Genomic DNA, 26,941 nt, shown 5'->3' with positions numbered 1-26,941 from the left:
GAATCGTGGAGGTACGCGTGTCCGTCGCGCCCAGCGTTGCGTCAGGAAGCTCCGGGGTCCCGCTGCTGGACGAGACGATCGGGGACAACCTCGACCGCACCGTGCGCCGCTTCCCCGGCCGGGACGCCCTCGTCGACGTGGCCGCCGGGCGCCGGTGGACGTACGCGGAGTTGGCCGCCGACGTCGACACCCTGGCCCTGGGGCTGCTGGACCTCGGGATCGCCCGGGGCGACCGGGTGGGCATCTGGGCCCCCAACCGCGCCGAGTGGACCCTGGTGCAGTACGCCACCGCGAAGATCGGGGCGATCCTGGTCACCGTCAACCCGGCGTACCGCTCGCACGAGCTGGAGTACGTGCTCAACCAGTCCGGGATCCGGCTGCTGGTCGCGGCGGAGAGCTTCCGGACCTCCGACTACGCGGCGATAATCGAGGAGGTCCGGCCGCGCTGCGCCGGGCTGGAGCACACCGTCCTGCTCGGCGGCCCGCTGTGGGACTCCCTGCTGGAGCGCGGCGCCCAGGGCGACCCCGCGGACCTGGCACGGGCGCGGGCGGGCCTCGGCCCGGACGACCCGATCAACATCCAGTACACCTCGGGGACCACGGGCTTCCCCAAGGGGGCGACCCTCTCGCACCGCAACATCCTCAACAACGGCTTCTTCGTGGGCGAGCTGTGCGGCTACACCGAGCGGGACCGGGTGTGCGTCCCGGTGCCCTTCTACCACTGCTTCGGCATGGTCATGGGCGCGCTCGCCTGCACCAGCCACGGGGCGGCGATGGTGATCCCGGCGCCGGCCTTCGACGCGGCGGCCACGCTGGCGGCGGTGGAGGCCGAGGCGTGCACCTCCCTGTACGGGGTGCCGACCATGTTCATCGCCGAGCTGGCCGACCCCGGCTTCGACGGGTACGACCTGTCGAGCCTGCGGACCGGAATCATGGCGGGCTCGCCCTGCCCGGTGGAGGTGATGAACGAGGTGATCGAGCGGATGGGGATGACCGGGGTCTCCATCTGCTACGGCATGACGGAGACCTCGCCGGTGTCCACGCAGACCCGGGCGGACGACTCCGTGGAGCGCCGGGTCTCCACCGTGGGCCGGGTCGGCCCGCACCTGGAGGTCAAGGTGATCGACCCGGAGAGCGGCCGCACCGTCCCCCGCGGCACCCCGGGCGAGCTGTGCACCCGCGGCTACTCGGTGATGCTCGGCTACTGGGGCGAGCCGGAGAAGACGGCCGAGGCCGTGGACCCGCAGGGCTGGATGCACACCGGCGATCTGGCCGTCATGGACGCGGACGGCTACCTGAGCATCACGGGCCGGATCAAGGACATGGTGATCCGGGGCGGCGAGAACCTCTACCCGCGCGAGATCGAGGAGTTCCTGCACGGTCACCCGGACGTCCTGGACGTGCAGGTCATCGGCGTCCCGGACGCCAAGTACGGGGAGGAGCTGATGGCCTGGGTGCGGATGCGCGAGGGCGCCGAGCCGCTGACGGCCGAGGCGGTCCGCGCGTACTGCGCCGGGCGCCTGGCCCACTTCAAGATCCCGCGCTACGTCCACGTGGTGGACGAGTTCCCCATGACGGTCACCGGCAAGATCCGCAAGGTCGAGATGCGCGAGGCGGCCACCCGGCTGCTGGAGCAGATGTAGGGCACATTTGGTTGCTTCAGGCGGCAGTTGAAACCGCGACCGCACCTGGCAGGCTGTGGCCATGCAGGTGCGTGATGTGATCCTTTCCGGCGGACCCCGCCCGTTCCGGTTCCTCGGCGGCGGTGAGGAGGGGCTCCAGCGGCCCGTGCTCGCCGCCGTCACCATCGACCTCCCGGATCCGGGACGGTTCGTCTCCCCGGGAGACCTCGTGCTGTCGGGGCTGGTGTGGCTGCGGCAGCACCCGGGCCGCGCCGAGACGTTCGTACGGATCCTCGCGGAGGCCGGTGCCGCCGCACTCGGGGCGGGCGAGGCGGAGTTCGGGAACGTGCCGGACGACCTGGTACGGGCCTGCGCCCGGTACGGGCTGCCGCTGTTCGCGGTGGGGGTGGACGTGCCCTTCGGCCCGGTCGCCGAGTTCGTGGCGCGCGGCCGCAGCGGCGCGCGGGTCGGGAACCTGGCCGCGCTGGTGGACCGGCACCGGCGGCTGGTGGCCTCCCGGCCGGGCAGCGGAGCCGGGGCGGGGGCGCTCCTGGAACTGCTGCTGTCCGAACTGGACCTGCGCGCCCACGTCCTGTCCCCCACCGGCCGGCTGATCGCGGGCGCGCGGCCGCCGCTGCCGGAGCGGACCGCGGCCGCGCTGGCCGGGCGGTTCCTGGCCGGCGAGCGCTCCGGCCGGCGGGCCCCGCACCGTACGGCGGCCGGCGGGCTCCCGTACTCGCTGTTCCCGGTCCGCTCCGCACCGGGGGCCGGGCCCGCGCTGACCGACTGGACCGTCGCGGTGGAGGCCGACTGCGGCGACTGGCACGACGAACGCATCGGCCTGGTGGAGCGGCTGGCCGGGCTGATCGCCGTGGAGCGCGCCGGCCGGGACGCCGACCGCACCGTGCGCCGGCGGGCCGCGGGCAGGCTGCTCGGGCTGCTGGACTCCCGCGCGGCGGCGGGCGGCCGGGCCCTGGTGCAGGACGCGGCCGGGCGGCTGGCGGCGGAGGGGCCCGCCGGGGAGGCCCGCTGGCAGGCGGTCACCGCCCGGCTGGACGGCGTACCCGCCACCGGCGGGCCGTCGCCGGTGCGGGACCTGCTGGAGGAGGTGCTGCTGCACCCGGCGTGCCTGGGCCCCGACGCCGCCCGGCGGGTCGGGGTCGCCGCCGCGCTGGACGGGCGCGAGGCCGTGGCCTTCGTACGGGTGCCCCCCCGGCGGGGAGCTGTCGGCGGAGGCCGTCCGGCGGGCCGCGTGCGGGGCCCTGCCACGGGGGCTGCGCGGTGGGGAGCGGCTCTGCCTCGGGGTCGGCGATCCGGTGGCCGAGGCGGACGACCTGCGGCACACCCTGGCGGAGGCCCGCAACGCCCGCCAGGTGGCGGCCGGGCCGGATGCCGGGGCGGTCGCCGTCTGCGGCCCCGAGGACATGGCGGCGCACGTCATGTCCTTGCTGCCGCTGATCCCGGCGGAGGTCCGCCGGGCCTTCAGCCGTCGGCTGCTGGCACCGCTGCACGCGTACGACCGGCGCTACCACTCCGAACTGGTGCCCACGCTCCGGTCGTTCCTGGAACACGACGGCTCGTGGGCCCGCTGCGGGGAGGCCCTGCACCTGCACGTGAACTCGCTGCGGTACCGGATCAACCGGATCGAGTCCCTGACCGGACGCGACCTGGCCCGGCTGGAGGACAAGATGGACTTCGCGGCGGCCCTGCGCATGGACTGACGGTCCGGCCGGCCCCGTGTCCCCTCACCCGGCACGGCGGATCCGGGCGAGCAGCAGGACCGTGTCGTCGGTCGCCGCATCGGGCCGCAGGGCCGCCAGGACGCGGTCCACCTCCCGCTCCAGCGGCCCCTCCACCGCCGCGAGTTGCTCCCGCAGGGCGTCGAGGCCCGCCTCGATGTCCTGGCCGCGCGCTTCGACGAGGCCGTCGGTGTACAGGGCCAGGACGGCTCCGTCGGGGAGGTCGGCCTCCGCCGCGGCGAAGGGGACGCCGCCGACGCCGAGCGGGACCCCGAGGCCGCCGCCGAGGGTCTCGACGGTGCCGTCGGGGCGGCGCACGAGGGGCGGGGGATGGCCGGCGTTCGCGATGCGGGCGCGGCCGGTGCGGGGGTCGTACTCCACGTAGAGGCAGGTGGCCAGCTCGATGCCGGACTCGCGGGCGCACAGGTCGAGTTCGGCGAGCAGGGCCTCGGGCTCGGGGCCGTGGCGGGCCAGCGCCCCGGCGGTGATGCGCAGCCTGCCCATCGAGGCGGCGGCCGGCACCCCGTGCCCCATCACGTCCCCGACGACGAGGGCGACCCGGTCGCCGGGCAGGTCGATCACGTCGTACCAGTCGCCCCCGACCTCGGTGACGCGGCTGCCCGGCAGGTAGCGGTGGGCGAGGGACATGTACGGGCTGCGCGCCAGGGCGCTGGGCAGCAGGGCCCGCTGGAGGGTCAGGGCGATGTCCTGGACCCGGCTGTAGAGGCGCGCGTTGTCCAGGCACAGGGCGGCGCGGGAGGCGAGCTCGCCGGCGAGGCGGAGGTCCTGTCCGGTGAAGGGCGGACGGGCGGGCGAGCGGCCGAACATGGCGATGCCCTGCACGGTGCCCCGGGCGATGAGCGGGGCGATGAGGATGCGGGCCAGGCCGCTGTCGAGGAGCAGCCGGGCGCGGTCCGGGCGTGAGGCGGTGCGGGCCGCGAACTCCTCGTCGACCACGACGCTGAGCGGGCGTCCGGTGGCGAGCATCCGGTGGATGCCGGAGCCCGGCGGGTACGTCACCCGCTCCACGCCCGCCACCAGCTCGGGAGCGGGCGGCGGCAGGACCGTACCGGAGGCGATGCGGCGGGTGAAGAGGGGCAGCGCGGGGTCGAAGGCCTCCGCGGGGTGCATCCACTCCACCAGCTCCACGACACTGCCGTCGCAGAAGTCGGGCACGGCCACGCCGACCAGCTCCCGGGCGGTGGTGTCCACGTCCAGGGTGGTCCCGACGCGGGCGGCGGCCCGGTCCAGCAGGGCGAGGCGCTGGCGGGCCTCGGTCGCCTCCAGCAGGGCCCGCTCCCGGTCGGTGACGTCGACCAGCAGGCCGCCCACCCCGGGGCGGGTCTCACCGGCACCGCTGAGCGGGAACAGGCTGACCGAGCGGACCTGGTCGCGGTCGGGGCGGCCGGGTGTGCGCATCCCCACGACGGCGCCCACCAGCGGGCGGCCCTCGTCGGCGACGGCGCGCAGCATGCGCTGGAACTCGCCGTCGTCGGAGGTCAGCATGATCTCGTCGGCGGCGCGGCCGAGGTGGTCGGCGACGGAGAGCCCGTCCATGTCGGCGAGGGCCTGGTTGAGGTGGACGTAGCGCAGCTCCTGGTCGAGCATCACCAGGCCGATGGGGCAGGTCTCGAACAGCGCGTCGAGGAAGGCCAGGTTCGTCTTCACCCGGTCGAGCTCCCCGCCGCGGCTGGCCAGGCCCATGACCACCGACTCGCCGGCGTACCCGGCCACCGGGAAGACCCGGAACCCGCAGTCGAAGACCGTGCCGTCCCGGTGCAGGGCCGGCAGCCGGACCCGCCAGTATCCGAGGCTCCGGGCGCGTTCCGTCAGCCGCTCGGCCGGGCCGGGGGCGCCCTCGGGCGGCCGGGGGAAGAGCCGGGCGGCGGGCCGCGACAGCACGGCGGCGGCCTCGTACCCGAAGAGGTCCCTCGCGCCGGGACCCCAGTAACGGATCCGGCCGCCCCCGTCCATGCCGAAGACGGCCACCGCCACGTGCTCGAGCAGGGATCCCGGCTCCGACCGGATCGGACCGGCGTCCCCTCCCCCTCCAGCCCCCGCCTGCTCCGACGGCACGGGATGCCTCCTCTGCCCGGGGCGTGCCGAGCCCCCGCCGCCGGCCGGGCGGGGCGGAGGGCTCGCCGCTCCCTTCATTCTGCGCGCCATCGCCGGAACCGACATCACGACGCCGCCGGGGGGCGCGCCCGCGAGGGGCCCTGCGGGTGGCGCGAGCGGGGGCCCGTACCGTTCGCGGATGGCACGCACGCGCAAACCGCACCGGCTCGCCCTCGGAACCCCGACGACCATCGTCCTGTACCGGACCCCCGACAGGTGGCGGTACGCGGTCTACTTCGCCGGACCGGGCGGCGTCGCCGACGGCGCGCTCGGCGCTCCGGCGCCGTCCTGCGAGCCCGGTGCCGCCCAGGCCGCCGCCGTGCGCAAGGCGGAGGAACTCGGCCGGCGACGGCTCGAGGTCCGCTGGCACGCGGCCCACGAGCCCGGCTGGTGGACCGGCACGGTCACCGGCGCCGGCCCGCTTCCGCCTGCCTGAACCCCGCCCGACCCGAGCCGGCAGAGGTGGCCTAGCGGCGGTTCAGGGGTGTGTTGGCGGTGATCGTGCCGTCGGAGCCCGAGACGGTCACCGCGTGGCGGACGCCGTCCGGTCCGAGGACCACGGCCTGCCAGGCACTGCCGCCGCCCTGCTGGGCGACCGCGCGCAGGCGCTCGACCTTGCCGCCCTCCACCGCGGCGGCCGCCTTCTCCGCCGCCTGTCCGATGGGCAGGGCGGGCAGCGGCGCGGGCGCGTGCTTGCCGGAGCCGCCGCGTGCCGGGACGCCCTCGCGCACCGCCTTCGGGCCGCCCTGGAGGGCGTGCCGGCGCTCGCCCTGGGGCCCGCCCTTGACGGCCTGCCGGCCCGGCTCCGGCCGGACGAGGTGGCGGGCCCGGTCCGCCCGGTCGTGGTGGTGGCCGTGGCCGGCCACCGCCACCGCGGCCGCCCCGCCGCCCACGATCACCGCGGCCGCGCCGACGGCCACCGCCCAGCGCGCGCCCGTACCGCGGGGGACGGCCCCGCCCAGGCCCTTGCGCGGGGACTTCGCCGGCTGCTCCGGCCCGGCGGACGCAGCGGTCTCGCCGGCCGGTTCGGGCTGGGGGTGCTGCTCGTGCTGCGGGAAAGACTCAGACATACCGGGACTCCTCATGCGCAACCGGGCACCGCACCCGGTTCGTCGCCGAGCATGCCGGGGTGATGCTGAAGCCCACCTGAAGCCGCCTGAAGACCTCTTCAGCAAGGCCGGGACGGCACCTGAGACCCTGGGCGGCATGCGCGTACTGGTGGTGGAGGACGAACGACGGCTGGCCCTTGCCCTGCAACGGGGGCTCCAGTCGGAGGGCTTCTCGGTGGACGTGGCCCACGACGGGCCGCAGGGCCTGTGGATGGCCTGCGAGCACGACTACGACCTGATCGTGCTCGACATCATGCTGCCCGGCCTCAACGGCTACCGGGTCTGCGCCCGGCTCCGCGCGGCCGGCAACGAGTCCGGCATCCTGATGCTCACGGCCAAGGACGGCGAGTACGACGAGGCCGAGGCGCTGGACACCGGCGCCGACGACTTCCTGTCGAAGCCCTTCTCCTACCTCGTCCTCGTCGCCCGGCTGCGCGCGCTGGCCCGGCGCACGGGACGCCGGGGTCCGCACACCCTTCAGTTCGGCGACCTGCTCGTGGACCCGGCGCGCCACCTGTGCTCCCGGGACGGGACGCAGATACGGCTGACCGCGCGCGAGTTCGCGGTACTGGAGTACCTGGCCCGGCACGCCGGGCAGGTGGTGCCCAAGCGGGAGATCCTGGAACAGGTCTGGGACAGCGCCTTCGACGGCGATCCGAACGTGGTCGAGGTACACGTCAGCGCGGTACGCCGGAAGATCGACGCACCGTTCGGCCGGTCCGCGCTGGAGACCGTGCGCGGCGCCGGCTACCGGTTGGCGGCCGACGGTGGCTGACCGGGCGCCCGGGGCGACGCCCGGGGCGCCGGCCGCGACTCCCCCGGCCCGCGCGCTCCGCGCTCTCGGCCCCGTACGCCCCCGCCTACGCCTCCTGCTGCGCCGGTTCGGGCCCGCCACCGTCCGCGGCCGGGCCACCGCGGGCGCCGTCCTCGTGGTGGCGGCGGCCCTCGCCCTGGCCTCGTTCGCCCTGCTCGCCCTGCTGAAGGCGAACCTGCTGCGCAACGCCGAGCGCGACGCCGAGCGCCAGGCCGTGACCATCGCGCGGCTCGCGGCCACCGGCGGGCTCGACCGGATGCGCGCGCCGCTGCCCGGTGCCGACTTCGTCCAGGTGGTCAACGCCCGCGGCCGGGTCCTGCGGGCCACCCCGAACCTGGCCGGCGCGCCCGCATTCGGCCCCGCGAAGCCGGCCGGCCCGGGAACCGCCTTCCACACCTGGCGGGTCCGCCCGCTGGGCGCCGAGCACCGCCTGCGGGTGGTGCAGGTCACCACCGACACCCCGCAGGGCCTGGTGACGGTGTACGTGGGGACCTCGCTGCGCGACGTGGACGCGGCCGACGACACCACCACCGCCGCGCTCGCGGTCGGCGGGCCCCTGCTCCTCCTCACGGTGGCCCTGGTGACCTGGCGGGTGACCGGCCGGGCCCTGGGGCCCGTCGAGGCGATCCGCGCGGAGGTCGCCGAGATCACCGACCGGGACCTGCACCGCCGGGTGCCGGTCCCGCCCACCCGCGACGAGGTGGCCCGCCTGGCGCAGACGATGAACGCCACGCTGGACCGGCTGGAGTCCTCCGGGCACCGCCAGCGCCAGTTCATCGCCGACGCCTCGCACGAACTGCGCAGCCCGATCACCGTGCTGCGCACCCAGCTGGAGGTGGCCCTGGCCGTCCGGGACCCGGAGCTGTGGCCGGAGCTGATCGCCGGGGCGCTGGAGGACACCGAGCGGCTCCAGCGGCTCGCCTCCGACCTCCTCCTGCTCGCCCGGATCGACGCGGCCCAGCCCCTGGCGGCGGTCCGGCTGGACCTGGGCGACGTGGTGCGGGCCGCCGTGGAGTCCCGCCCGGGCGACCGGGTGCCCGTGCGCACCGAGCTGGGGGCCGGGGTGGAGGTGGAGGGCAACGAGCTGTGGCTGACCCGGGTGGTCACCAACCTGCTCGACAACGCGCAGCGGTTCGCCGGCCGACGGGTGGAGGTCGTCCTGCGCACGGCCGGCGACCCGGGGGCGCGGACCGCCGTACTGGAGGTCCTGGACGACGGACCGGGCATCCCGCCCGGGGACCGGGAGCGGATCTTCGAGCGGTTCACCCGGCTCGACGACTCCCGCAGCCGCGACCACGGCGGCGCCGGCCTGGGCCTGGCCATCGCCCGCGACCTGATCGGCCATCACGGCGGCACCCTCACGGCCGCCCCCTCCCCCGAGGGCGCCCGCCTGCGAGCCGTCCTCCCCCTGGCGCCCGCCTCTTCCCCGCGTACGGATCCCCGCCGGCCGGCCGCCTGATCCCGGGGCGGCCCGGACGCGGCGCCGTTCGGCGATTGTCCGGTTCGAGGCCGTGCAGCACGCGGGGGACGGGCTACGATCACGGCGTGGTCACAGCCCGGTCCTCCCGTACGCCGCGGGCCCGCGCCTCAGCGGGGCTGCTGCACCTGCTCGGGCTGACTCTGCTGCTGCTCGGCCTGCTCTGCGCGCACGGCACCGGCGCCCACGCCGGCGCCGCGGCGTCGGCCGCCCGGGCGTCGGCCACCCCGGCGGCGCTCCCCGGCACCGCGATCCCGGCCGCGGCCGTCCCCGCCGACCGCCACGACCCCTCCCACCCGGTCCACGACTGCACCCCCCTGCCTCCGCGGGCCGGTTCCGCCGCGGAAGCGCCTCCCGCTCCCCCGGCGGTCACCGTCGCCCGGCCCGCCCGCGCGGCCGACCGGGCCGCGTCCGGCCACGGCGGTACGGCCGGCGACCCGGCCGGTGCCGCCGCCGCGGCGCACTCGAGAGCCTCCGCCGTCCTCCAGGTGTAGGCACCAGGATCCGTCCGGGCCCGTCCCGCGATCCCCGCCACCCCCGCCCCGCCGGGCGCAGGGGTGCCCGCCGCACGGAGGAACCCTGGTGCCCCATCCCCGCGCACGCCCCTTTCACCCCGTTCCGTCCTGGTACGGCGTGCTGGTCGCCGTCACGCTGACCACGCTGCTGTTCGCGTCCCCCGCCTGTTCCGCGCACGCGCACGCGGACGTCTCCCCCGGCTCGTGGCCCGCTGGAGCCGCGCCGCAGAGCGGGCCGACTCCCCCCGCAGATCCGCTGGGCCATCCGCACCCGCATCCCGGTCACGGCACCGGCTGTACGGCGGCCGACCCCGGGCCCGCCGGCCAGGGCCCCGCGCCCCTGCCCCCCGGGCCGGGGCGGCCCGCGGCGCGCGCCGACGGGACGCCGGCGGCAGCCCGGGCGGCACCACCGGGAGCGTCCGGACCGGCCGCAGCCCGCTCCGGACGCTCCACTCTGACCATCGTCTGTCGATGGCGGCTCTAGTCCGCTCCCGTAAGCCCGTTCGCACCGGCTGACGCATGCCCAACGGGCGGACCCTGCCCTGCCCAGGCTCGGCATTTCCCACGAGCGACCACCCGACGCACCATCGAACGAGAGCGGAACAATGCATTCTTCGGCCACCGACGACACTCCCCCCGCCCGCGCCGGCCTCTCGGGGCTGGTCGGCAACACCCCCCTGCTGCGCGTGTCGGAGCCCCTGGCCCCGGCCGGACGCGGCTTCTGGGCGAAACTCGAGGGCTTCAACCCCGGCGGCATCAAGGACCGCCCCGGGCTGCACATGGTCGAACGGGCCCGCGCCCGCGGCGAGCTGGAGCCGGGCGCCCGGATCATCGAGTCCACCAGCGGCACCCTCGGCCTGGGCCTCGCCCTGGCCGGCATGGTCTTCGGGCACCCCGTCACCCTGGTCACCGACCCCGGCCTGGAATCCTCGATGACCCGCCTGCTGACGGCGTACGGGGCGCAGGTCAACGTCGTCTCCGAACCCCACCCCACCGGCGGCTGGCAGCAGGCGCGCCGCGACCGCGTCACCCGGCTGCTGGAGCAGCACCCCGGCTCCTGGTGCCCGGACCAGTACAACAACCCGGACAACACCACCGCCTACACCCCGCTGGCCCTCGAACTGGCCACCGAGCTCCACCACATCGACGTCCTGGTGTGCAGCGTGGGCACCGGAGGGCACTCGGCGGGCGTCTCCCGCGTCCTGCGCCAGCTCTACCCGGACCTGCGGCTGGTGGGCGTGGACACCGTCGGCTCCACCATCTTCGGCCAGCCGGCCCGGACCCGCCTGATGCGCGGCCTCGGTTCGAGCATCTACCCGCGCAACGTGGCGTACGAGCAGTTCTCCGAGGTGCACTGGGTCGCCCCCGGCGAGGCCGTGTGGACGTGCCGCCAGCTCGCCGCGTCCCACTACGCGGCCGGCGGCTGGAGCGTCGGCGCCGTCGCCCTCGTGGCCGGCTGGCTGGCCCGCACCCTGCCCGAGGACACCCGGATCGCCGCGGTCTTCCCCGACGGCCCGCAGCGCTACCTCGGTACGGTGTACGACGACGACTACTGCGCCGCGCACGGGCTGCTGGACCGCCCTCCGGCCGCGGAGCCCGAGACGATCGGCCGCCTGGACGAGAAGGAGGTCACCCGCTGGACCCGCTGCACGAGCGTGGTCGACCCGCTGACCCTGCGCCCGTCGGAGGTGCCGGCCTGATGAAGGGCACCCTCGCGCAGGTCCGTTCGTACGAGCGCAGCGTCCAGCTGCTGATGGTGAACCAGTTCACCATCAACCTCGGCTTCTACATGCTCATGCCCTACCTCGCCACGCACCTGGCCGGCCCCCTGGGGCTGGCCGGCTGGACGGTCGGACTGATCCTCGGGGTGCGCAACTTCAGCCAGCAGGGCATGTTCCTGATCGGCGGCACCCTGGCCGACCGGCTCGGCTACAAACCGATGATCATCACGGGGCTCGTGCTGCGCATCGCCGGCTTCGCGACCCTCGGCCTGGTCGACTCCGTACCGGCGCTCATCGCCGCCTCCGCGGCCACCGGCCTGGCCGGCGCCCTGTTCAACCCGGCCACCCGGGCCTACCTGGCCGCCGACGCGGGCGAACGCCGCGTCGAGGCCTTCGCGCTGTTCAACGTCTTCTACCAGGCCGGCATCCTGCTGGGGCCGCTGGCGGGGATGGTGCTGACCGGCGTCGACTTCCGCGTCACCTGCCTGGCGGCGGCCGGGATCTTCGCGGTGCTGAGCGTCGTGCAGGTCCGGGCCCTGCCGGCCCGCCGGGGCAACGACGCCGCCGAGCGCACCGGGGGCCCCCGGGAGGGGGTGCTCGTCCAGTGGCGGCGCATCCTCGCCAACCGCCCGTTCCTGCTGTTCTCCGTGGCGATGATCGGCTCGTACGTGATGACCTTCCAGGTCTACATGGCGCTCCCCCTGGAGGTCCGGCGCGTCGGCGGCGAGGGGGCGTTCGGCACGGCGGCGGTGGCGGTGCTCTTCGCGGTGTCCGGGCTGAGCACGATCCTCTTCCAGACCAGGGTGACGGCCTGGTGCAAGGCCCGCCTGGAGCCCGGCCGGGCGCTGGCCTGGGGGCTGCTGACGATGGGCGCGGCCTTCCTGCCGCTGCTGGCCGCGACCGCGCTGCCCGTGCCCGACTCGCGGCTGGGGACGCGGCTGCTGGCGGCGGTGCCGCCGGCGCTGTCCGCGCTGCTGCTGGCCGTCGGCACGATGATCGCCTACCCCTTCGAGATGGACACCATCGTCCGCCTCTGCGGGGACCGCCTGGTCGCCACGCACTACGGGCTGTACAACACCGTCTGCGGCGTCGGCATCGCCGTCGGCAACCTCCTCACGGGGGCGGCGCTGGACGCGGCCCGTTCCGCGGGGATGTCGGCGCTGCCCTGGCTGGCGCTGTTCGCCCTCGGTGTCGGGTGCACGGCCGCCCTGTACGGCCTCGACCGTACGGGCCGGCTCGCCCCGCCCGCCCGTGCGGTGCGGGCGGGGACCGTGGCGGCCTGAGCACCGGTGCTCAGGAGATCCCGTACCACTGGCTGGCCCAGCCGGTGTTGATGGTGCTGGTGGACTGCTCGGCGAGGTTCACGGTGGCCGGCAGGGTGTTCTGGCCGGTCAGGACGGTGCTGTAGCGCAGGAGGGGAGGCGCGAGCCCCGCGTTGACCGAGATGCCGGCTCCCGTGGACTTCAGGGTGAGGGCGTTCGTGGCCCAGCTGCCGTTGAGCAGCAGGGCGATGAAGTAGGTCCCGGGGGCCGCGGTGAACGGCTTGGCGAGGGCGAGCGGTTTGGCGACCGGGTCGGTCATCAGCTGGGGGGATATGTCCGGGGTGGCCGCGCGCAGGGTGCCGGTGGCGTCGTACACGCCGAGGTAGCAGTTGGACAGCTGGGCTGCGGTGTCGAGACCGGCCAGCCCCAGCCAGATGTTCGACCAGGTGATCTCCTGGCGCAGGACGATCCGGACCAGGGTGACCCGCCCGCCGACCCCGGCGGCGGACTGGGCGGTGACGTGCCCCGCGTCGTTGGGGTCGCCGGTCCACGCCAGCAGGTTCTGGTCCTGCGGCCGGGGGCCCTCGTACCCGGCTCCCGCGCCGCCCGGCGCGGGAGCGGCGGCCGGGGAACCGGCCGCCGGGTGCGGGCCCTTGGCCGGTGAGGTGCAGCCGGCCAGGACGAACAGCGCGGCGAGCGCGGCGGCGAGAGTGCGCGCGGCGGTGGTGCGGGTGGGCATGCTTCCCCCAGCTGGTGCGGATGTACCGGGGGCCATGGTCACACGCCCCGGAAGGGCCGGGCCCGTCGGCTGACGGTCCCGGCCCTTCCGGTCGGCGGCGGATCCGGTCAGACCCGGTCGGCCGCGATCAGGACGTACTGGAAGGAGCCGTCCTTGTAGGAGTTGATGAAGGCCTCCTCGATGCCGGTGACCAGGGACGAGGTGGCCCGCAGCTCCCAGTAGGGCAGCGTGTCGGGGGTCAGGTCGATGACGGCCTGCGGTACGAGGCGGTTGTCGGCCATGGCCCGCAGGTACTCGCGGCGGGAGTGGATGTTGCACTCGAAGTGGGCGTTGATCTGGGAGACCCACTTGGAGGGCTGGCCGTAACGCGGGTTCCAGCAGCCGGTGATGGTCACGTAGCGGCCGCCGACCGCGAGGACGCGGGAGTGCTCGGCGAAGAGGTCGTGCAGGTCGACGTACATGCTCGACTCGTTGTTCCACGAGGCCGCGGCCGTACCGGTCCCGAAGGGGGTGCCCAGCATGTTGCAGACGCGGGCGCGGACGTGGTCCTCGATGCCGAGTTCACGGGCGCGCTGGTTGGCGAAGTCCGCCTGCTTGGCGGAGAGGGTGACGCCCTCGACCTTGCACCCGAAGCGCTGGTGGGCCATGACCATCGAGCCGCCGCGGCCGCAGCCGGCGTCGACGAGGGTGTCCTCGCGCCCGATGGGGCCGAGGTGGTCCAGGAGCAGTTCGGCCTGGGCCGATTCGAGCCGGTGCAGCTCGGCGATCAGCTTCTTCTCGTACGCGCTGTCCTCGGTGTCGCCGAGGGCCGCGTGGTCGACGTCGCCGATGCCGTAGTGGTGGTGGTAAAGGCCGTCGACGTCGCCCAGCCGCAGGTTCACGGGGCGGGCCTCGTTGTTCCAGTAACGGGCGATGTCCCCCTGGTACGGGGTCGTCGGCGCGGGGATGCGCACGGAACCGGCGGCCGGGGTGGTGGTGGTGAGATCGGTGCTGGTCACGAATAAGTCCATCCTTACCAGAAATCGGGCAGGCTGTAGCGATAGGTGTTGGTCTGGTGCCAGTAGTGGTTGCCGTCGACCCATACGGCCACGCCGCGCAGGAAGCGGAGCACGCTGGGGACGGGGCAGGCGGCGGCCAGGGCGGCGGTCGCGGCCTCGAAGTCGTGCATGAGCTCGTTGTGGACCTCGACCGCCTTGAGGTAGCCCTCCCGGTCGGAGACCCCCTCGCGTTCGGCGATCACCACGGGCAGGTTCAGGTGGCGCCCGGGGCTGGCGAGTTCCTTGGTGTACGAGTACAGGTCGTTGACGATGGTGCTGACGTTCCCGGCGAGCGCGATGACCCGCTGCATCGCGGGCTGGGCGTGCAGGTCGGCCGGCAGCTCGTAGCCGCCGACGGTGTCGGTGATGGTGGGGCAGGGCCGGAAGTTGTTGAACTGCCGCATCACCAGGTATTCCCACACCTCGGGCATGTGGTCCGTCTGCGCCCAGGCGGCCTCGGCGAGGTACCCCATGTGCAGGCGGGCCATGTCGTGCCGGTAGCGGTCGGCCTGGGAGGGCGTGGACTGCCGGACGAAGTACTCCATGGCCGAGCGGTAGGAGCGGCGGGCGGCGTCCGCGTACAGCGACCGGCCCCACTGGGGCTGGTACTCCTCCGTGGTGTGGAGGGGGTCGAGGGCGGTGTGCGCCAGCAGCAGCCGCCCCCCGAGACCGATGGGAGAGCCCCCGTGGTCCTCGCAGTACATGTCGTCGACCGCGTTCTCGGCGACCATCAGCCGGGCGGCGACCATCAGGTGGTCGACGGTGGGGGCGTCCGGGTGGCAGGCGACCATGTAGCGCCCGGTGGAGAAGCCGTCGAACTCGCCCTCCCAGTCCTCCGGGTAGAGCTGGATCTCGTCCAGCGCCCAGGCCTTGATCCTGCGGCTGAGCTCCGCGACCCGAGCCGGGTCGGGCTCCGGGACCGGGTGGTGGTACAGGCCCGGGATGTGGAGGGCCTCCGCCGGCGCGGAGGGCGGCGGCGGCTCCCCGTACCGGGCGGGGTGCAGGTCGCCCGTGCCCAGGCCGCTGGGCCCGCGCATGATCCGCTCCAGGGCCGGGGCCGTCCGCCCCGCATCCGCGGCGGCTTCCGCCGGCGCGGCGGCGCCGGCCGCCGCGGGGGCGTGGGTGCCGAAGGGGAGGACGGGTACGGTCGGCAGGCCGGGCCGGGACGGGACGGGGGCGTCGGTGACGGGGGTTTCCGCGACGGCCGCCGGGGCGGCCGCGGGGGGTTCCACGACGGTGGCCTCGGCGGGCGCCCGGCCCCGGCTCAGGGTGGTGGCGAGGACGTGCGCCCCGAAGTGCGCCGCGGCGGCGGGCAGGCCCGACTGCAGAGGGGAGGGCCCGGGAGCGGGCATCCGTGACTCCTTGGTGAGGTGGGTGGGGTGGCCCGGATCCCGGGCGTGCTCGGCCGGCCCGGGAGGCTCCGGGCCCGGCCGCGGTCCGCCGGACACCCCTAGTCGCGCCTGCGGGCGATCTGTACGTTTTCGAGGACGCCGAGGGCGTCGGGCACCAGGATGGCCGCGGAGTAGTAGGTGGTGACCAGGTAGGAGATGATCGCCTGCTCGTTGATGCCCATGAAGCGCACCGACAGCCCCGGCTCGTACTCCTCGGGCAGACCGGTCTGGCGCAGCCCGATGACGCCCTGGTTGTCCTCACCGGTGCGCATCGCGAGGATGGAGCTGGTGTTCTCCTTGCTGATGGGGATCTTGTTGCAGGGCAGGATCGGCACTCCGCGCCAGGCCGGGACCTGCTGCCCGCCGACGTCGACGTGGTCCGGGTAGAGCCCGCGGGCGTTGAACTCGCGGCCGATCGCCGCGATCGTCTTGGGGTGGGCGAAGAGGAACCTGGTTCCGCGGCGCCGGCAGAGCAGCTCGTCGAGGTCGTCCGGGGTGGGCGGGCCGGAGTGGGTCTGGATCCGCTGCTTGAAGTCGGCGTTGTGGAGGAGGCCGAACTCCCGGTTGTTGATCAGCTCGTGCTCCTGGCGCTCGCGCAGCGCCTCGATGGTGAGCCTGAGCTGCTCCTCGGTCTGGTTGTGCGGGCCGTTGTAGAGGTCGGCGACCCTCGTGTGGACGCGCAGGACGGTCTGCGCGACGGAGAGCTCGTACTCGCGGGGGTTGAGCTCGTAGTCGACGAAGGCGCCGGGCAGCTCGTGCTCGCCGGTGTGGCCGGCCGACATCGCGATCTCGGCCTCGCCGTGACGGTTCTGCCGCTGGTGCGGGAGCGAGCTGAACTCCTGGATGTGGGCCTGGAGGCTCGGCGCCGAGGACAGCAGGGCGGCGAAGTCGGAGCGGGAGAGGGTGAGCAGGGTGCCGGGGGTCTCGGCGGTGGCGGTGTAGTCCCAGCCGGCCTCTCCGTCGAGCAGGGCGTTCTCGCCGAAGCGGTCGCCGTCGGCGAGCGTGGCGATGGCCACCTCGTCGCCGTACTTGCCGACGGAGGTCTGGTTGATCCGGCCGTGGGCGATCATGTGGATCTGGTCGGCCGGGGTGCCCCGTTCGACGAGCACCTCGCCGGCCCGGAAGTCGCGCTGGACGCACCGGCCGGCGATCGCGGTCAGCACCTCCAGGTCGTCGAAGCCGCGCAGCAGGGCCAGTTCGCCCAGCTCCCGGGGGATCACGCGGACCGAGGCACCGTCCTGGACGAACTCGATGCGACCGTCGCCGACGGTGTAGGTCAGCCGCCGGTTCACGCGGTAGGTGCCGCCCTTGGTCTCCACCCAGGGCAGGCTCCGCAGCAGCCACCGGGAGGTGATCTCCTGCATCTGCGGGGCGGACTTGGTCGTGCTGGCAAGGTTGCGGGCGGCCGCCGTGCTCAGGCTGGACTGCTGCGGCGGGTCCAGCTGTGCTTCCGGGCTGGTGTCAACGGTCATGGGGTGGAGCTCTCCTTCGTAAGCGCGGCAACGGGCACGGGCGCACGGAACCGGTGAAAAGGAAAAAGCGGGCGAATGTCCGGTAATCCGTCCAGATCTCTGGGAACAGTAACGGCCGGTGCACCCAGATGACCTTGAAACGCCGAGCGCATTACCTCGATGCAGTGATCTCGGCGGGTGGGTGGTTTGCCGGGGCGACCGGTGGTATCCGGCCGGTCGGGAGCGTGCCGCTGTCGGGCGCAGGAACGAAAAAAGCCCCTCCTGCCGGGGGGATTTCCCGGCAAGAGGGGCCCAGGGGGCCGACCGTCAGGTGCGGTACGCGAAGTAACGCGCGTCCGGGTAGGACGCGAGGATGCTCGCGAGCGACTTACGGTAGGTGTTGGTGGAGTGGTACGTGAGGTACGGCATCCCGGCGCTGCTGCGACGGGTGACGATCATGGAGTGGTCCTTGGACCCGTCCTTGTTGAAGTCCACCTGCAGGATGTCGCCGATGTCCATCTGGTACACGTTCGCCAGGTTCGAGGCCCGCTGGTTGGACAGCGTGAACCAGGCCCACTCGTTCGCCCCGACCCAGGAGTCGGACTGGCGGGTGCCGTCGTACCACCAGTTGCGGTAGTCCGAGGAGGTGCCCGGGACGGGCTTCCAGCCGCCGGCCTTCAGCGCCTGGCTGATGAAGTTGGTGCAGTCGCCCCCGGCCCCGTTGAACTTGCGGTACGCGGGGTTGTAGTTGCTCCAGTACTTCTCCGCGTACTGCGCCATGGCGGAGTAGTCGTACGCGCCGCCGGTCTTCACCTTGGGCTGGGGCGTGGCGGGGTACTTGGTGGACGCGGGCGTGCCGTCGGGGTACTGGTTGCCGTCGTCCTTGACGACGGCGACCTTGGCCGCCACCGGCTCGTTGACCGCGACCGGCGCGTTCCCGCTGTCCTGGGACTTGATCGAGGTCAGCTCCCAGGAGCCGCCCTTCTTGCCCTTGAGGGTCAGCTGGTAGCGCGTCTTGAAGTCGGTGGTGTCCGGCTCGTCCCCGTGCACCTTCTTGTAGGTGAGCGTGGTCTGCTCGGTGACCTCGACGGTCGCCTTCCCCCCGGTGATGGTGGCGCGGTCCACCGTGACCCGGGTGTCGGCGGCCGTGTAGGCCTCGCCGAGCTCCGCGAGCCGGGTCTTGCGGGACCGCAGCGAGGCTATCGCGGCGTCCTCGTCCTTCTTCAGCGCGGTCGACACGCGGGCCTTCTTGCCGGCCGGCCCGGATTCGCGGTGTCGTACCCGACCGTCGACCAGGGCCTGGGTGCGCTGCGAGAGGACGTCGTCGGCCAGGCGGGCGAAGGTGTCCGCGGTGGCACGGTCGGCTTCTTCGGACGTACCCGCACTCGCGGAGTAGGCGAACAGGCTGCCGGACGCGATGGCCACGGTCAGGGCCGCGACGGCGGCCAGCCTGAACCTCTTTGGTATCACTGTGATTCCCCTTGTCACCCGGTCCACACGAACCGGGCACGGAATCTTCGCACAACTGGGCGACGCGTGGGCCGCGTTCCGTTTCGTCCCCTCCTGACCGGCAATGATCGCCCCGGACGCCGGGGGGCTTGCTTCCGCTTCTCCCCCCGGGGATCGCCGCGGGGCTCGGGCCGCTTGCCCCCACCACCCCGTCGGCCGCACAGGAAGTGCATCTAGGGTGTAGGGGGAAGCACGGCACAGGGGGCATGCGGAGTGGGCAGGCAGGACACGGGCTCAAGAGGGCGATCGCGGGGCAGACGGGCCGCCCCGAAGGGCAGCGGCGCGACCGCTGCGGACCGCCGCAGGAAGTCCGGCGCCCGCCGGGCGGCCGGGACGGACCCCGGCCCGGCCGGCCGCTTCGCAGCGGTCCTCGCACCGGCCCTGGCGGCCGCGCGCCCCTGGCTGCGGCGGCTGCGGCCGGACTACCCGAGGCCCGGGCGCGGCGACTGGCGCCGGTGGGTGCCGTCGGGGCGCCAGTGGCTGGGCGCTTTCGCGTACCTGTTCATCGGCCTGGCGGGCTTCGTGGGCATCGCGTACGCCGCAACGGACATTCCCGACGATCTCAACTCGTTCGCCACACAACAGGACAATGTCTACTACTGGTCCGACGGCTCCACCATGGCCCGGACGGGCTGGGTCAGCCGGCAGGAGATGCCGCTGGACAAGGTGCCCCCGAAGGTCCGGGGCGCCGTGCTCGCGGCCGAGAACGCGAGCTTCTACTCGGATCCCGGGGTCTCGCCGTCCGGTGTGCTGCGCGCCATGCGCGCTGCGGTGACGGGCGGTGAGACGCAGGGCGGCTCCACCATCACGCAGCAGTACGTGAAGAACGCCTATCTGAACCAGGACCGCACGCTGTCGCGGAAGTTCACCGAGATCCTGCTCGCCGTGAAGCTCGACAGCCGCGCCGGCAAGGACCAGATCCTCCAGGACTACCTCAACACCAGCTGGTTCGGGCGCGGCACCTACGGCATCCAGCGCGCGTCCCAGGCGTACTACGGCAAGGACGTCTCGCAGCTCAACGCCAGCGAGGGCGCCTTCCTGGCGTCCCTCCTCAAGGGCGCCGGGCTGTTCGACCCCTCCCTCGGCAAGGAGAACCACGAGCGGGCGGTCGAGCGCTGGAGCTGGATCCTGGACCGCATGGTGGAGACCGGCCACCTCACCCCCGCCGAGCGCGCCACGTACACGAAGTTCCCGGAGCCTTCGAGCGCCTCCCTGGTCGGCATGCCGGGCGCGCAGACCGGCTACCTGGTGGAGATGGCCAAGGCGTACGCGATCAAGGCCGGACACCTCAAGGAGTCCGATTTCGACCTCGGCGGCTTCCAGATCTACACGACCTTCGACAAGGCGCGCATGACGGCCCTGACCGCAGCGGTCCAGCAGGCCCAGAAGGACTTCGACCCCGAGCGGCGTCCCGACACCGACAAGCACGCGAAGATCGGCGCGGCCAGCGTGGCCCGCGACGGCCGGCTGCTCGCCGTGTACGGGGGGCCCGACTACCTGAAGCAGGGCTTCAACGAGTCGAACGCGACGACGATCCCGGCCGGCTCGGTGTTCACGCCGATCGTCTACGCCGCCGCGCTGGAGGACGGGGTGCTGCGCACGCGCGGCAAGGCCCGTACGCCCGTCTCCCCCTCCAGCCCGTACGACGGCAACGACCAGGTGACCGTGCAGACGCCCGAGGGCCCGTACTGGGACCGCAGCGGCAAGGTGGTCAAGGGGCACAACGACGGCGACCGGAGCTGGGGGCAGGTGACCTTGCAGCAGGCGGTGGCCAACTCCGTCAACACGCCCATGCTGCAGCTGGGCCTCGACGTCGGGCTCGACCGGGTGGAGTCGTACGCCGAGCGCGCGGGGCTGCTCCGGTCGAGCCTCGGCCCTCGGATCCCCACCTTCGCCCTCGGGGAGAACTCCAAGCCCAGCGCGATCCGGATCGCGGGCGCCTACCAGACCTTCGCGGCGGACGGCATGCACACCGACCCCTACTCGGTGCGCTCGGCCACCCGCGCCGGCGCGGCCGTGCCGCTCGACCCGCCGAAGGCGGCCCGGGCGGTGTCGCAGAAGACCGCCCGCTCGGTGACGGAGGCCCTGCGGGCGGCCGTCACCGACGGATCGGCGAAGGCGGCGGCCAAGGCGCAGCCCGGGGCGGCCGGCAAGACCGGCACGACCGCGGCGAACACGGCGGGCTGGTTCGTGGGGACCACGGCGCAGGAGTCGACGGCCGTGGTGGTCTACCGGATGGCACTGACCGACCTGATTCCGCTCCCGCTGACGGGGCTGGGCGGGGACGCCCCCACGACGCCCGGCAGCGCGCGGGCCGTGGCCCTGTGGGCCGACTACGCGAAGGCCGTCAAGTAGGCCGGGTGGCGAGCGCCGCCCGGCCCCGGCCCGCTACTTGACGAGCGTCTTCCAGTCCGGCGCCTGGGCGGGGTCGAGCATCCGCAGCTGGGCCAGGACCTTCGGGTCCTGGGCGTCCAGCCAGTCCGCCACCTCGCGGAACGACGCGCAGCGCACGTCCTGGCGGGTGCAGACGTCCTTCATCACGTCCTCGACGGCCTTCATGTAGATGCCGCCGTTCCAGTCCTCGAAGTGGTTGCCGATGAACATCGGCGCCCGGCTGCCGTTGTAGACGCGGTTGAAGCCGTTCATGTAGGAGCCGCGGACCTGGGCCTGCCAGCCGGCGAACTTGGCCGGGTCGCCCTGGGTGCTGTCGCCGGACTGGTTGTAGAGGAAGTTGAAGTCCATCGAGAGGACCTGTACCTCTTTGCCCTGCAACGGGACGAGCTGGAGGGGAAAGTTCCATATGCCGTCCATCTTGGACGGCCACATCTGGAAGTCCCCCGAGGAGCTCGCGTCGTAGCGCCAGCCGTACGGCTTGATCGCGGTCACGAGGTTCTTCTGACCCTCCAGGCAGGGCGCGCGGCCGCCGACCACTTCCCGGTCCGGGTCGAAGGGCAGGGGCGCCTCCTGGGTGAAGCCGGTGTTGGTCTTCCAGCCCTTCATGAACCCGTACGCCTGGTCGATCTCGCTCTTCCACTCCTCGGGGGTCCAGTCCCCGCCGCCCTTGGGCCCGCAGAAGTGCCCGTTGAAGTGCGATCCGATCTCGTTGCCGTCGGTCCAGGCGCCGCGCAGCTGCTGGAGCGTGGACTTCACGTGGGGTGCGGTCGGATAGGAGATGGCGGCCGCGCCCTGGCCGTGCTGCGGCGGGCGGTAGAGCGACTTCTTGGCGTCGGGCAGCAGGTAGATGCCCGTGAGGAAGAAGGTCATGTGGGCCTTGTTCTGCTTGGCCACCTGACGGAAATGGGAGAAGAGGTGGTCGTCGCCCTCCAGCGCGCCGTCCCAGGAGAAGACGACGAACTGCGGCGGCTTCTCGCCCGGCTTCAGCTTCTCGGGCTTGAGCTGCCCCGGCTGCGGCCCGGTGTAGGAAGTGGAGCCGTCGCCCAGCACCTCGACCTTGCCGTCCCAGTCCGGCTTCGGCCCCTTGCCGAAACCGGGCCCGCCGCTCACCGCGCCGGCGCCGGCCGGGGCGGCCAGCCGCGCGTCGCGCTGGGCCTCCGAGGAGCCGGTGAAGGTGACCGCGAGGGCCGCGGCCGTGCCGCCCACGGCGATCACGGCCGCGCCTATGGCCAGGCGCTTGCGGTTGCGCGTCTTGCGGCGCGCCTGCCTCGCGGCACGGGACTGCGCCCGGGCCCCGGCGGCGTCGGTCTCGGCCATCGCGGTCGTACCCCCCTGAATCTCCGCAGCAGGGCCGCGCGTGGATGCTTCGTACGAATATAGAACTTGTAGGCACTCCTCCTGTACCACGCCCCCCGGGGTGCGGCGTTTCACAGCCAATGCACAGCCGTCGGCCTACGGCTCCGGTTCGGGCTCCTCGACCACGTGCACCGCGGCCTCCTCGGCGGACGCCGCGCCGCCGTCGATGCCGACGTCCCTGGCCAGTACGGAGATGTGGCGGTCCGGAGCCCCTTCCTCCACGGAGGTCAGGCGCCCGGCCCGGTCCGGGCCCGCCAGAGAGGCTTCGCCGGTCTCGTCCGGGGTCTCCTCCTCCGCGCTGACCTCGGGTTCCTCCCGCGCGAGCCGCTGGTCCAGGGACTCCCCCGTGTGCTGCTCGGCGGCCGTGGTGCCGGTCTCGTCGACCGCCAGCGGGCGGTCGGGCGGCACGAACGCGGTGTCGAGGATGTCGTCGAGGTTCGGGGTGTCGAGGGTGTTCTCCAGGTCGGGCTGGGCCTCGGCGGCCTCGTCTGTCTCCTGCGGCTGGTAGACGTCGTCGCCGTAGGAGCCGTCGGCGCTGCTCATCACGTCCTCCGATCGGTCCGGTTCCGCGGGCGCGTCCTCGGCGCCGGGGACGTACCACTTCCTACGGGGCGCCTGCCCCTGGCGGGGGGCTCCCAATCATGGGCGGCCGAACGGATGGATCTTCGGATTTCCCGGTCTCCGTCACCTGCTTGCCCCCTCCGGTGGGCATACGGGCCCCGGAGGCTTTGACTGGGAGGCCCCGGAGAACCTTGGGAGGCGTGGTGGCGGCGGTCGCGTGGATGCGTGGTGCGGCGGGTGGCGTGGCGTTGGCGGTGGTGGCGCTCGGCGCCGCCGGCTGTTCCGGCGGGGACGGCACCCCGTCCGGGACGGTGTCGAGCGCCGCGTCGGCGGTGAAGTCGGCGGGCGAGGCGGTGTCCTCCGCCGCCGCCGAGGCCGGGCGGGCCGCGGAGTCCGCGGCCGCCGTCGCGCGGGACAAGCTCGCCGCGGTCAAGGACGGGGCCGACGCCAAGGACCAGGTGTCCCTGGGTCCGGTGGCGACGGGCGCGGACGGGTACGCGACGGTGCCCGTGACCGTACGGAACACCGACGAGGGGACGAAGTCCTTCGCGGTGCAGGTCGAGTTCGCCGACGAGAGCGGCACGCTCCTGGACACCGTGGTGGTGACGGTCCGGGACGTCGCGGGCAAGGGCTCGGGCGAGGGCTCGGCCCGCAGCACGCACAAGCTGTCCGGCACGGTCACGGCGCGGACCGGGACGGCCCTGCGCTACTGAGCGGACGGTGCGCCCGCCCGCCGCGACGGCGGGCGGGCGCCGGCCGGAGGGAGACCGGAGGAGGTGGACGATGCGACTGCGTACGAGCCGTCCTGACCGGCCCGGCTACGCCCGGGTGCGGCACGGCCGCGGCTTCCGGTACCTGGACCTGGAGGGCAATGCCCTCCAGGACGCGGCGGAGATCGCGCGGCTGCGGTCGCTGGCGATCCCGCCGGCCTGGACCGACGTGTGGATCTGCCCCTGGCCCGGCGGTCACATCCAGGCGATGGGCACCGACGCGGCCGGGCGGCGCCAGTACCTCTACCACGGCCGGTTCCGGGCGCAGCAGGAGGAGAGCAAGCACGAGCACGTCCTGGACGTCGCGACGAAGCTGCCCCGGCTGCGGCAGGGCATCACCGCGGACCTCGACGGGCGCGGACTGACCCGGGAGCGGGTGCTGGCCTGCACGGCGCGCCTGCTCGACCTCGGCTTCTTCCGGGTCGGCGGCGCGGCCTACCGCCGGGACCACCAGTCGTACGGTCTGACCACCCTGCTGCGCGAGCACGCCACGTGCCGCCGGGGCGAGGTCTGCTTCAGCTACCCGGGGAAGTCCGGGCAGAGCCAGACCCGGGCGCTGTGGACCCGGCGGCCTACGACGTGGTCAGGGCGCTGCTGCGGCGGGCCGACGCCGAGGGCCAGCTGTTCGTGTACCGGCAGGGCCGCTTCTGGCACGACGTGCGGGCCGGCGACGTCAACGACTACCTGCACGACCGGGCCGGTGCCGACATCACCGCCAAGGACTTCCGGACCTGGCACGCTACGGTCCTGGCGGCCGTGGCCCTGGCCGTGTCCGTCGACGTCGCCGGGGCCTCGCGCACCCAGCGGGCCCGGGCCGAGACCCGGGCGGTGCGCGAGGTCAGCGGGTACCTCGGGAACACGCCGGCGGTGTGCAGGGCCTCGTACATCAACCCCCGCCTCTTCGAGCTCTTCGAGGACGGGATCACGATCAGGCCCGCCCTGGACCGGCTCGGCATCGGCGTCGACCAGGGCCATCCGGCGACCCACGGCGAGGTGGAGGCGGCCGTGCTGCAGCTGCTGAGCTGAGCGGGTCGCCCCGGCGGGGCCGGCGGGACCTCGCCGTACGGCCCAGTGGCGTCCACGTTCCGGCGAATCGCGCGCGGCTCGCGGGCGGTCCGCCGGCCCGTCGGGTACAGGAGTGCCGGGCGGCGCAGGGTCGCCCGCCGAGGCCCCAGGCGAGGGAGCGACATGGACGCGATCGTGCTGCTCAGGGAAGACCACAAGACGGTCGAGAAGCTGTTCAAGCAGTTCGAGAAGACCGACGAGGACGAGCACGCCGAGAAGCGGAGGATCGCCGACCAGGTGATCGAGGAACTCACCGCGCACACCTGGATCGAGGAGAAGATCTTCTACCCGGCGGCCCGCGAGGCCGCTCCCGACACGAAGGACCACGTCCTGGAGAGCATCGAGGAGCACCACGTCGTGCTGTGGATGCTGTCCGAGCTCAAGGACCTCGACCCCCGTGACGAGCGGTTCGACGCGAAGATGTCGGTCCTCATGGAGAACGTCCGCCACCACGTCGAGGAAGAGGAGAAGGAGTGGTTCCCCGACGTGCGCAAGGCCATGGGCCGCAACCGCCTCACCGAACTCGGCGAGCGGATGGACGCGGTCAGGAAGGGCGCGCCGGGCGATCCCCTGGCCGTCCCCAGCGCCGGCGCGTAGGCGCGGGATTCCCGCCCGCGGGCACGTGAGAAGCGGGCCGACGCGGGTACGCGCGCCGGCGCACCGAGCACCAGCGAACGACGGAGTTGCCGATGGCACCGCACGAAGAAGCCCGCCCGTCCGATCCGGTGACCGCCCACCCCCGGCCGCCGTTCCCCGACCAGCAGCAGGACCACCCCGGGTCGACCGAGGAGATGGATCCCCGTCCCGACCACGGGGAGGACTCCTACCGCGGCCACGACGTCCTGCTGGACCGGGCGGCGCTCGTGACCGGCGGGGATTCCGGCATCGGCAGGGCCGTGTGCCTGGCCTTCGCCCGGGAGGGGGCCGACGTCGTCTTCACGCACCTGCCCGAGGAGGCGGACGAGGCGGCGGAAACGGCGCGCCTGGTGCGGGAGGCGGGCCGCAAGGCGGTTCCGGTCGCCTGCGACATCCGTGACGAGGAGCAGTGCGAGGCGCTCGTCGAGCGGACCGTGGCCGAGCTGGGACGCGTGGACGTCCTCGTCAACAACGCGGCCTACCAGATGGCGCAGCCCGACGGGATCGAGGCCATCAGCACGGAGCAGTTCGACCGGGTGATGAAGACGAACCTGTACGGAATGTTCTGGCTCTCCCGCAAGGCCCTGGCCCACATGCCCCGCGGCGGCTGCATCATCAACACCACGTCCGTGCAGGGCTACCAGCCCAGCCCCCACCTCCTCGACTACGCGATGACGAAGTCGGCGATCGTCTCCTTCACGCACGGCCTGGCGCAGATGCTGGCCGAGCGCGGCATCCGCGTCAACGCCGTCGCCCCGGGGCCGGTGTGGACCCCGCTGATCCCGGCGACGATGCCGGATCCGACGGAGTTCGGGAAGCAGTCGCCGCTCGGGCGGCCCGCCCAGCCGGCCGAGATGGCGCCCGCGTACGTCTTCCTGGCCTCGCCCCAGGCCGGTTACATCACCGGGGAGATCGTCAACGCCACCGGCGGCACCCCCCTGCCGTGACCTCCCCGGGGGCCGGGCGCGGGGGTGCTCCGCGCGCCCGGCCCGTGGCCGGCGGCGCCGGTCAGCTCACGTGCCCGGCGATGGTGCGCGCGCAGTCGAGGGATTCGGCGCGGGTGGTGTCGACCTCCACGTCGTACTCCACTCCCTTGTGCACCGTCTCGGCCTGCAGGGCCGCCATTCCGGGGACGCGGTCGCCCCGCGCGATCTCGCGGGCCGCGGCCGTCTCGGGGGCGCAGCGCACCCCTACCCACAGCACGTCCAGCCCGTCGAGGTGTCCGCGCAGGCGCTCCTGGTCGGTCCGGCCGCCGAGGAAGACGTCGTCGATGACGATCCGGGCCCCGGCCCGGGCCATGGCGGCGACGCCCTTCGTCCAGGCGGTCTCCATCGCCCGCCAGTCGTCGCCGAGGATCACCTCGCCGCCCTCCCCGAACGACACGCCCGCGCCCGAGTCGAGGAGGGAGGGCGGAAGCCGGTCGATCAGGTCGTCGACGCCCAGGTTGATCCACGGCTGCGGGAGGATCGCCTTGAGGCAGCGCACGATGCCGGACTTGCCGGAGCTGGAACCGCCGTTCAGCACGATGACGTTGGTGCCCATGTACCCGAACTCGCCTCTCGCTTCCGCACGTTGCGGGCCGACTCCAGTCCACCCCGACGGAGTCTAACCGGCCCCCGTCAGGAGACGGCGTGCGTCGCACGGGGTGCCGTGGCCGG

Annotated in this window: 22 protein-coding genes and 2 pseudogenes; 14 read left to right on the top strand and 10 right to left on the bottom strand. The window is 73.7% G+C overall.

What is annotated here, in order from left to right; all coding sequences use genetic code 11:
* Positions 1–5 precede the first annotated feature (5 nt).
* The 3 genes and pseudogenes from AB0D45_RS08410 to AB0D45_RS08400 all read left to right on the top strand — a co-directional run bounded on the left by AB0D45_RS08410 (position 6) and on the right by AB0D45_RS08400 (position 3,343).
* Entirely contained in the window at positions 6–1,643 is a 1,638-nt protein-coding gene (locus AB0D45_RS08410) for an AMP-binding protein (RefSeq protein WP_362456070.1), read from the top strand.
* A 61-nt stretch (positions 1,644–1,704) separates the two neighbouring features.
* Positions 1,705–2,001, top strand: a pseudogene (locus AB0D45_RS08405) (PucR family transcriptional regulator ligand-binding domain-containing protein); the annotation flags it as partial.
* Between the two features lie 937 nt (positions 2,002–2,938).
* Positions 2,939–3,343, top strand: a complete 405-nt coding sequence (locus tag AB0D45_RS08400) for a helix-turn-helix domain-containing protein (protein ID WP_362456068.1) — start codon at positions 2,939–2,941, stop codon at positions 3,341–3,343.
* A 24-nt stretch (positions 3,344–3,367) separates the two neighbouring features.
* Here the strand turns inward: AB0D45_RS08400 and AB0D45_RS08395 are convergent, their stop codons facing one another.
* Complete coding sequence (locus AB0D45_RS08395) at positions 3,368–5,335, bottom strand: SpoIIE family protein phosphatase (RefSeq protein ID WP_362456103.1); 1,968 nt, start codon at positions 5,333–5,335, stop codon at positions 3,368–3,370.
* A gap of 280 nt (positions 5,336–5,615) precedes the next feature.
* On the opposite strand from AB0D45_RS08395, the gene AB0D45_RS08390 reads away from it, so the two are divergent.
* On the top strand, positions 5,616–5,912 hold the full coding sequence (locus AB0D45_RS08390; protein WP_362456109.1) for a hypothetical protein: 297 nt from the start codon (positions 5,616–5,618) through the stop codon (positions 5,910–5,912).
* Between the two features lie 31 nt (positions 5,913–5,943).
* On the opposite strand, the gene AB0D45_RS08385 is transcribed toward AB0D45_RS08390, so the two are convergent.
* A complete protein-coding gene (locus tag AB0D45_RS08385; protein ID WP_362456066.1) occupies positions 5,944–6,546 on the bottom strand; it encodes a hypothetical protein in 603 nt (200 codons plus the stop codon).
* A 136-nt stretch (positions 6,547–6,682) separates the two neighbouring features.
* Between AB0D45_RS08385 and AB0D45_RS08380 the strand changes: the two genes are divergently transcribed.
* From AB0D45_RS08380 to AB0D45_RS08360, 5 genes are all read left to right on the top strand, one after another.
* Positions 6,683–7,360, top strand: coding sequence for a response regulator transcription factor (locus AB0D45_RS08380; RefSeq protein ID WP_362456065.1), 678 nt, complete (start codon positions 6,683–6,685; stop codon positions 7,358–7,360).
* Positions 7,353–8,858, top strand: coding sequence for a HAMP domain-containing sensor histidine kinase (locus tag AB0D45_RS08375; RefSeq protein WP_362456063.1), 1,506 nt, complete (start codon positions 7,353–7,355; stop codon positions 8,856–8,858). The genes AB0D45_RS08380 and AB0D45_RS08375 overlap by 8 nt, the downstream gene beginning before the upstream one ends.
* An 86-nt stretch (positions 8,859–8,944) precedes the next feature.
* The gene (locus AB0D45_RS08370) at positions 8,945–9,370 is read left to right on the top strand and encodes a hypothetical protein (RefSeq protein ID WP_362456061.1); all 426 of its coding nucleotides are present in this window, start codon (positions 8,945–8,947) and stop codon (positions 9,368–9,370) included.
* Positions 9,371–9,996: 626 nt separating this feature from the next.
* Complete coding sequence (locus tag AB0D45_RS08365) at positions 9,997–11,091, top strand: PLP-dependent cysteine synthase family protein (protein ID WP_362456060.1); 1,095 nt, start codon at positions 9,997–9,999, stop codon at positions 11,089–11,091.
* Positions 11,091–12,395: an MFS transporter gene (locus tag AB0D45_RS08360; protein WP_362456058.1), complete on the top strand. Its 1,305-nt coding sequence runs from the start codon at positions 11,091–11,093 to the stop codon at positions 12,393–12,395. The genes AB0D45_RS08365 and AB0D45_RS08360 overlap by 1 nt, the downstream gene beginning before the upstream one ends.
* Positions 12,396–12,405: 10 nt before the next feature.
* Here the strand turns inward: AB0D45_RS08360 and AB0D45_RS08355 are convergent, their stop codons facing one another.
* The 5 genes from AB0D45_RS08355 to AB0D45_RS08335 form a co-directional block, all read right to left on the bottom strand.
* On the bottom strand, positions 12,406–13,113 hold the full coding sequence (locus AB0D45_RS08355; protein ID WP_362456056.1) for a hypothetical protein: 708 nt from the start codon (positions 13,111–13,113) through the stop codon (positions 12,406–12,408).
* Positions 13,114–13,220: 107 nt separating this feature from the next.
* Positions 13,221–14,123, bottom strand: a complete 903-nt coding sequence (locus AB0D45_RS08350) for a geranyl diphosphate 2-C-methyltransferase (RefSeq protein ID WP_362456055.1) — start codon at positions 14,121–14,123, stop codon at positions 13,221–13,223.
* A gap of 2 nt (positions 14,124–14,125) precedes the next feature.
* Positions 14,126–15,502 carry a family 2 encapsulin nanocompartment cargo protein terpene cyclase gene (locus AB0D45_RS08345; RefSeq protein ID WP_362456053.1) on the bottom strand — a complete coding sequence of 459 codons (1,377 nt, stop codon included), beginning with the start codon at positions 15,500–15,502 and terminating at the stop codon, positions 14,126–14,128.
* Between the two features lie 98 nt (positions 15,503–15,600).
* Positions 15,601–17,013, bottom strand: a complete 1,413-nt coding sequence (locus tag AB0D45_RS08340) for a family 2B encapsulin nanocompartment shell protein (RefSeq protein WP_361611277.1) — start codon at positions 17,011–17,013, stop codon at positions 15,601–15,603.
* 306 nt (positions 17,014–17,319) lie between these two features.
* A complete protein-coding gene (locus tag AB0D45_RS08335; protein ID WP_361611279.1) occupies positions 17,320–18,462 on the bottom strand; it encodes an amidase domain-containing protein in 1,143 nt (380 codons plus the stop codon).
* A 252-nt stretch (positions 18,463–18,714) separates the two neighbouring features.
* Here AB0D45_RS08335 and AB0D45_RS08330 point away from each other — a divergent pair, with 252 nt between their 5' ends.
* A complete protein-coding gene (locus AB0D45_RS08330; RefSeq protein WP_362456051.1) occupies positions 18,715–20,856 on the top strand; it encodes a transglycosylase domain-containing protein in 2,142 nt (713 codons plus the stop codon).
* Positions 20,857–20,889: 33 nt separating this feature from the next.
* On the opposite strand, the gene AB0D45_RS08325 is transcribed toward AB0D45_RS08330, so the two are convergent.
* Both AB0D45_RS08325 and AB0D45_RS08320 read right to left on the bottom strand, forming a co-directional pair.
* Positions 20,890–22,212 (bottom strand): hypothetical protein, encoded by a 1,323-nt coding sequence (locus AB0D45_RS08325; protein WP_362456050.1) that lies wholly within the window; start codon positions 22,210–22,212, stop codon positions 20,890–20,892.
* Positions 22,213–22,347: 135 nt separating this feature from the next.
* Positions 22,348–22,794, bottom strand: coding sequence for a DUF5709 domain-containing protein (locus AB0D45_RS08320; protein ID WP_362456048.1), 447 nt, complete (start codon positions 22,792–22,794; stop codon positions 22,348–22,350).
* Positions 22,795–23,015: 221 nt separating this feature from the next.
* Between AB0D45_RS08320 and AB0D45_RS08315 the strand changes: the two genes are divergently transcribed.
* From AB0D45_RS08315 to AB0D45_RS08300, 4 genes and pseudogenes are all read left to right on the top strand, one after another.
* On the top strand, positions 23,016–23,525 hold the full coding sequence (locus AB0D45_RS08315; protein ID WP_362456047.1) for a hypothetical protein: 510 nt from the start codon (positions 23,016–23,018) through the stop codon (positions 23,523–23,525).
* Between the two features lie 70 nt (positions 23,526–23,595).
* Positions 23,596–24,608, top strand: a pseudogene (locus tag AB0D45_RS08310) (DNA topoisomerase IB).
* 162 nt (positions 24,609–24,770) lie between these two features.
* A complete protein-coding gene (locus AB0D45_RS08305) occupies positions 24,771–25,244 on the top strand; it encodes a hemerythrin domain-containing protein (RefSeq protein WP_362456045.1) in 474 nt (157 codons plus the stop codon).
* 92 nt (positions 25,245–25,336) lie between these two features.
* Positions 25,337–26,230 carry an SDR family oxidoreductase gene (locus AB0D45_RS08300; RefSeq protein WP_362456043.1) on the top strand — a complete coding sequence of 298 codons (894 nt, stop codon included), beginning with the start codon at positions 25,337–25,339 and terminating at the stop codon, positions 26,228–26,230.
* Positions 26,231–26,291: 61 nt separating this feature from the next.
* On the opposite strand, the gene cpt is transcribed toward AB0D45_RS08300, so the two are convergent.
* Entirely contained in the window at positions 26,292–26,825 is a 534-nt protein-coding gene (gene cpt / locus AB0D45_RS08295; protein ID WP_361597225.1) for a chloramphenicol phosphotransferase CPT, read from the bottom strand.
* Between the last annotated feature and the right edge of the window lie 116 nt (positions 26,826–26,941).

The organism is Streptomyces sp. NPDC048352, from assembly GCF_040651895.1.
Classification (GTDB): domain Bacteria; phylum Actinomycetota; class Actinomycetes; order Streptomycetales; family Streptomycetaceae; genus Streptomyces.
This window is presented reverse-complemented; position numbering and strand designations above follow the sequence as displayed.

What these genes read in the sequence shown, in the direction of transcription:
- AB0D45_RS08300 (WP_362456043.1), top strand. Translation starts at nt 25,337, where the DNA reads ATGGCACCGCACGAAGAAGCCCGCCCGTCCGATCCGGTGACCGCCCAC.
- AB0D45_RS08380 (WP_362456065.1), top strand. Translation starts at nt 6,683, where the DNA reads ATGCGCGTACTGGTGGTGGAGGACGAACGACGGCTGGCCCTTGCCCTG.
- AB0D45_RS08345 (WP_362456053.1), bottom strand. Translation starts at nt 15,502, where the DNA reads ATGCCCGCTCCCGGGCCCTCCCCTCTGCAGTCGGGCCTGCCCGCCGCC.
- AB0D45_RS08385 (WP_362456066.1), bottom strand. Translation starts at nt 6,546, where the DNA reads ATGTCTGAGTCTTTCCCGCAGCACGAGCAGCACCCCCAGCCCGAACCG.
- AB0D45_RS08305 (WP_362456045.1), top strand. Translation starts at nt 24,771, where the DNA reads ATGGACGCGATCGTGCTGCTCAGGGAAGACCACAAGACGGTCGAGAAG.
- AB0D45_RS08365 (WP_362456060.1), top strand. Translation starts at nt 9,997, where the DNA reads ATGCATTCTTCGGCCACCGACGACACTCCCCCCGCCCGCGCCGGCCTC.
- AB0D45_RS08320 (WP_362456048.1), bottom strand. Translation starts at nt 22,794, where the DNA reads ATGAGCAGCGCCGACGGCTCCTACGGCGACGACGTCTACCAGCCGCAG.
- AB0D45_RS08360 (WP_362456058.1), top strand. Translation starts at nt 11,091, where the DNA reads ATGAAGGGCACCCTCGCGCAGGTCCGTTCGTACGAGCGCAGCGTCCAG.
- AB0D45_RS08355 (WP_362456056.1), bottom strand. Translation starts at nt 13,113, where the DNA reads ATGCCCACCCGCACCACCGCCGCGCGCACTCTCGCCGCCGCGCTCGCC.
- AB0D45_RS08340 (WP_361611277.1), bottom strand. Translation starts at nt 17,013, where the DNA reads ATGACCGTTGACACCAGCCCGGAAGCACAGCTGGACCCGCCGCAGCAG.
- AB0D45_RS08325 (WP_362456050.1), bottom strand. Translation starts at nt 22,212, where the DNA reads ATGGCCGAGACCGACGCCGCCGGGGCCCGGGCGCAGTCCCGTGCCGCG.
- cpt (WP_361597225.1), bottom strand. Translation starts at nt 26,825, where the DNA reads ATGGGCACCAACGTCATCGTGCTGAACGGCGGTTCCAGCTCCGGCAAG.
- AB0D45_RS08395 (WP_362456103.1), bottom strand. Translation starts at nt 5,335, where the DNA reads ATGGACGGGGGCGGCCGGATCCGTTACTGGGGTCCCGGCGCGAGGGAC.
- AB0D45_RS08390 (WP_362456109.1), top strand. Translation starts at nt 5,616, where the DNA reads ATGGCACGCACGCGCAAACCGCACCGGCTCGCCCTCGGAACCCCGACG.
- AB0D45_RS08350 (WP_362456055.1), bottom strand. Translation starts at nt 14,123, where the DNA reads ATGGACTTATTCGTGACCAGCACCGATCTCACCACCACCACCCCGGCC.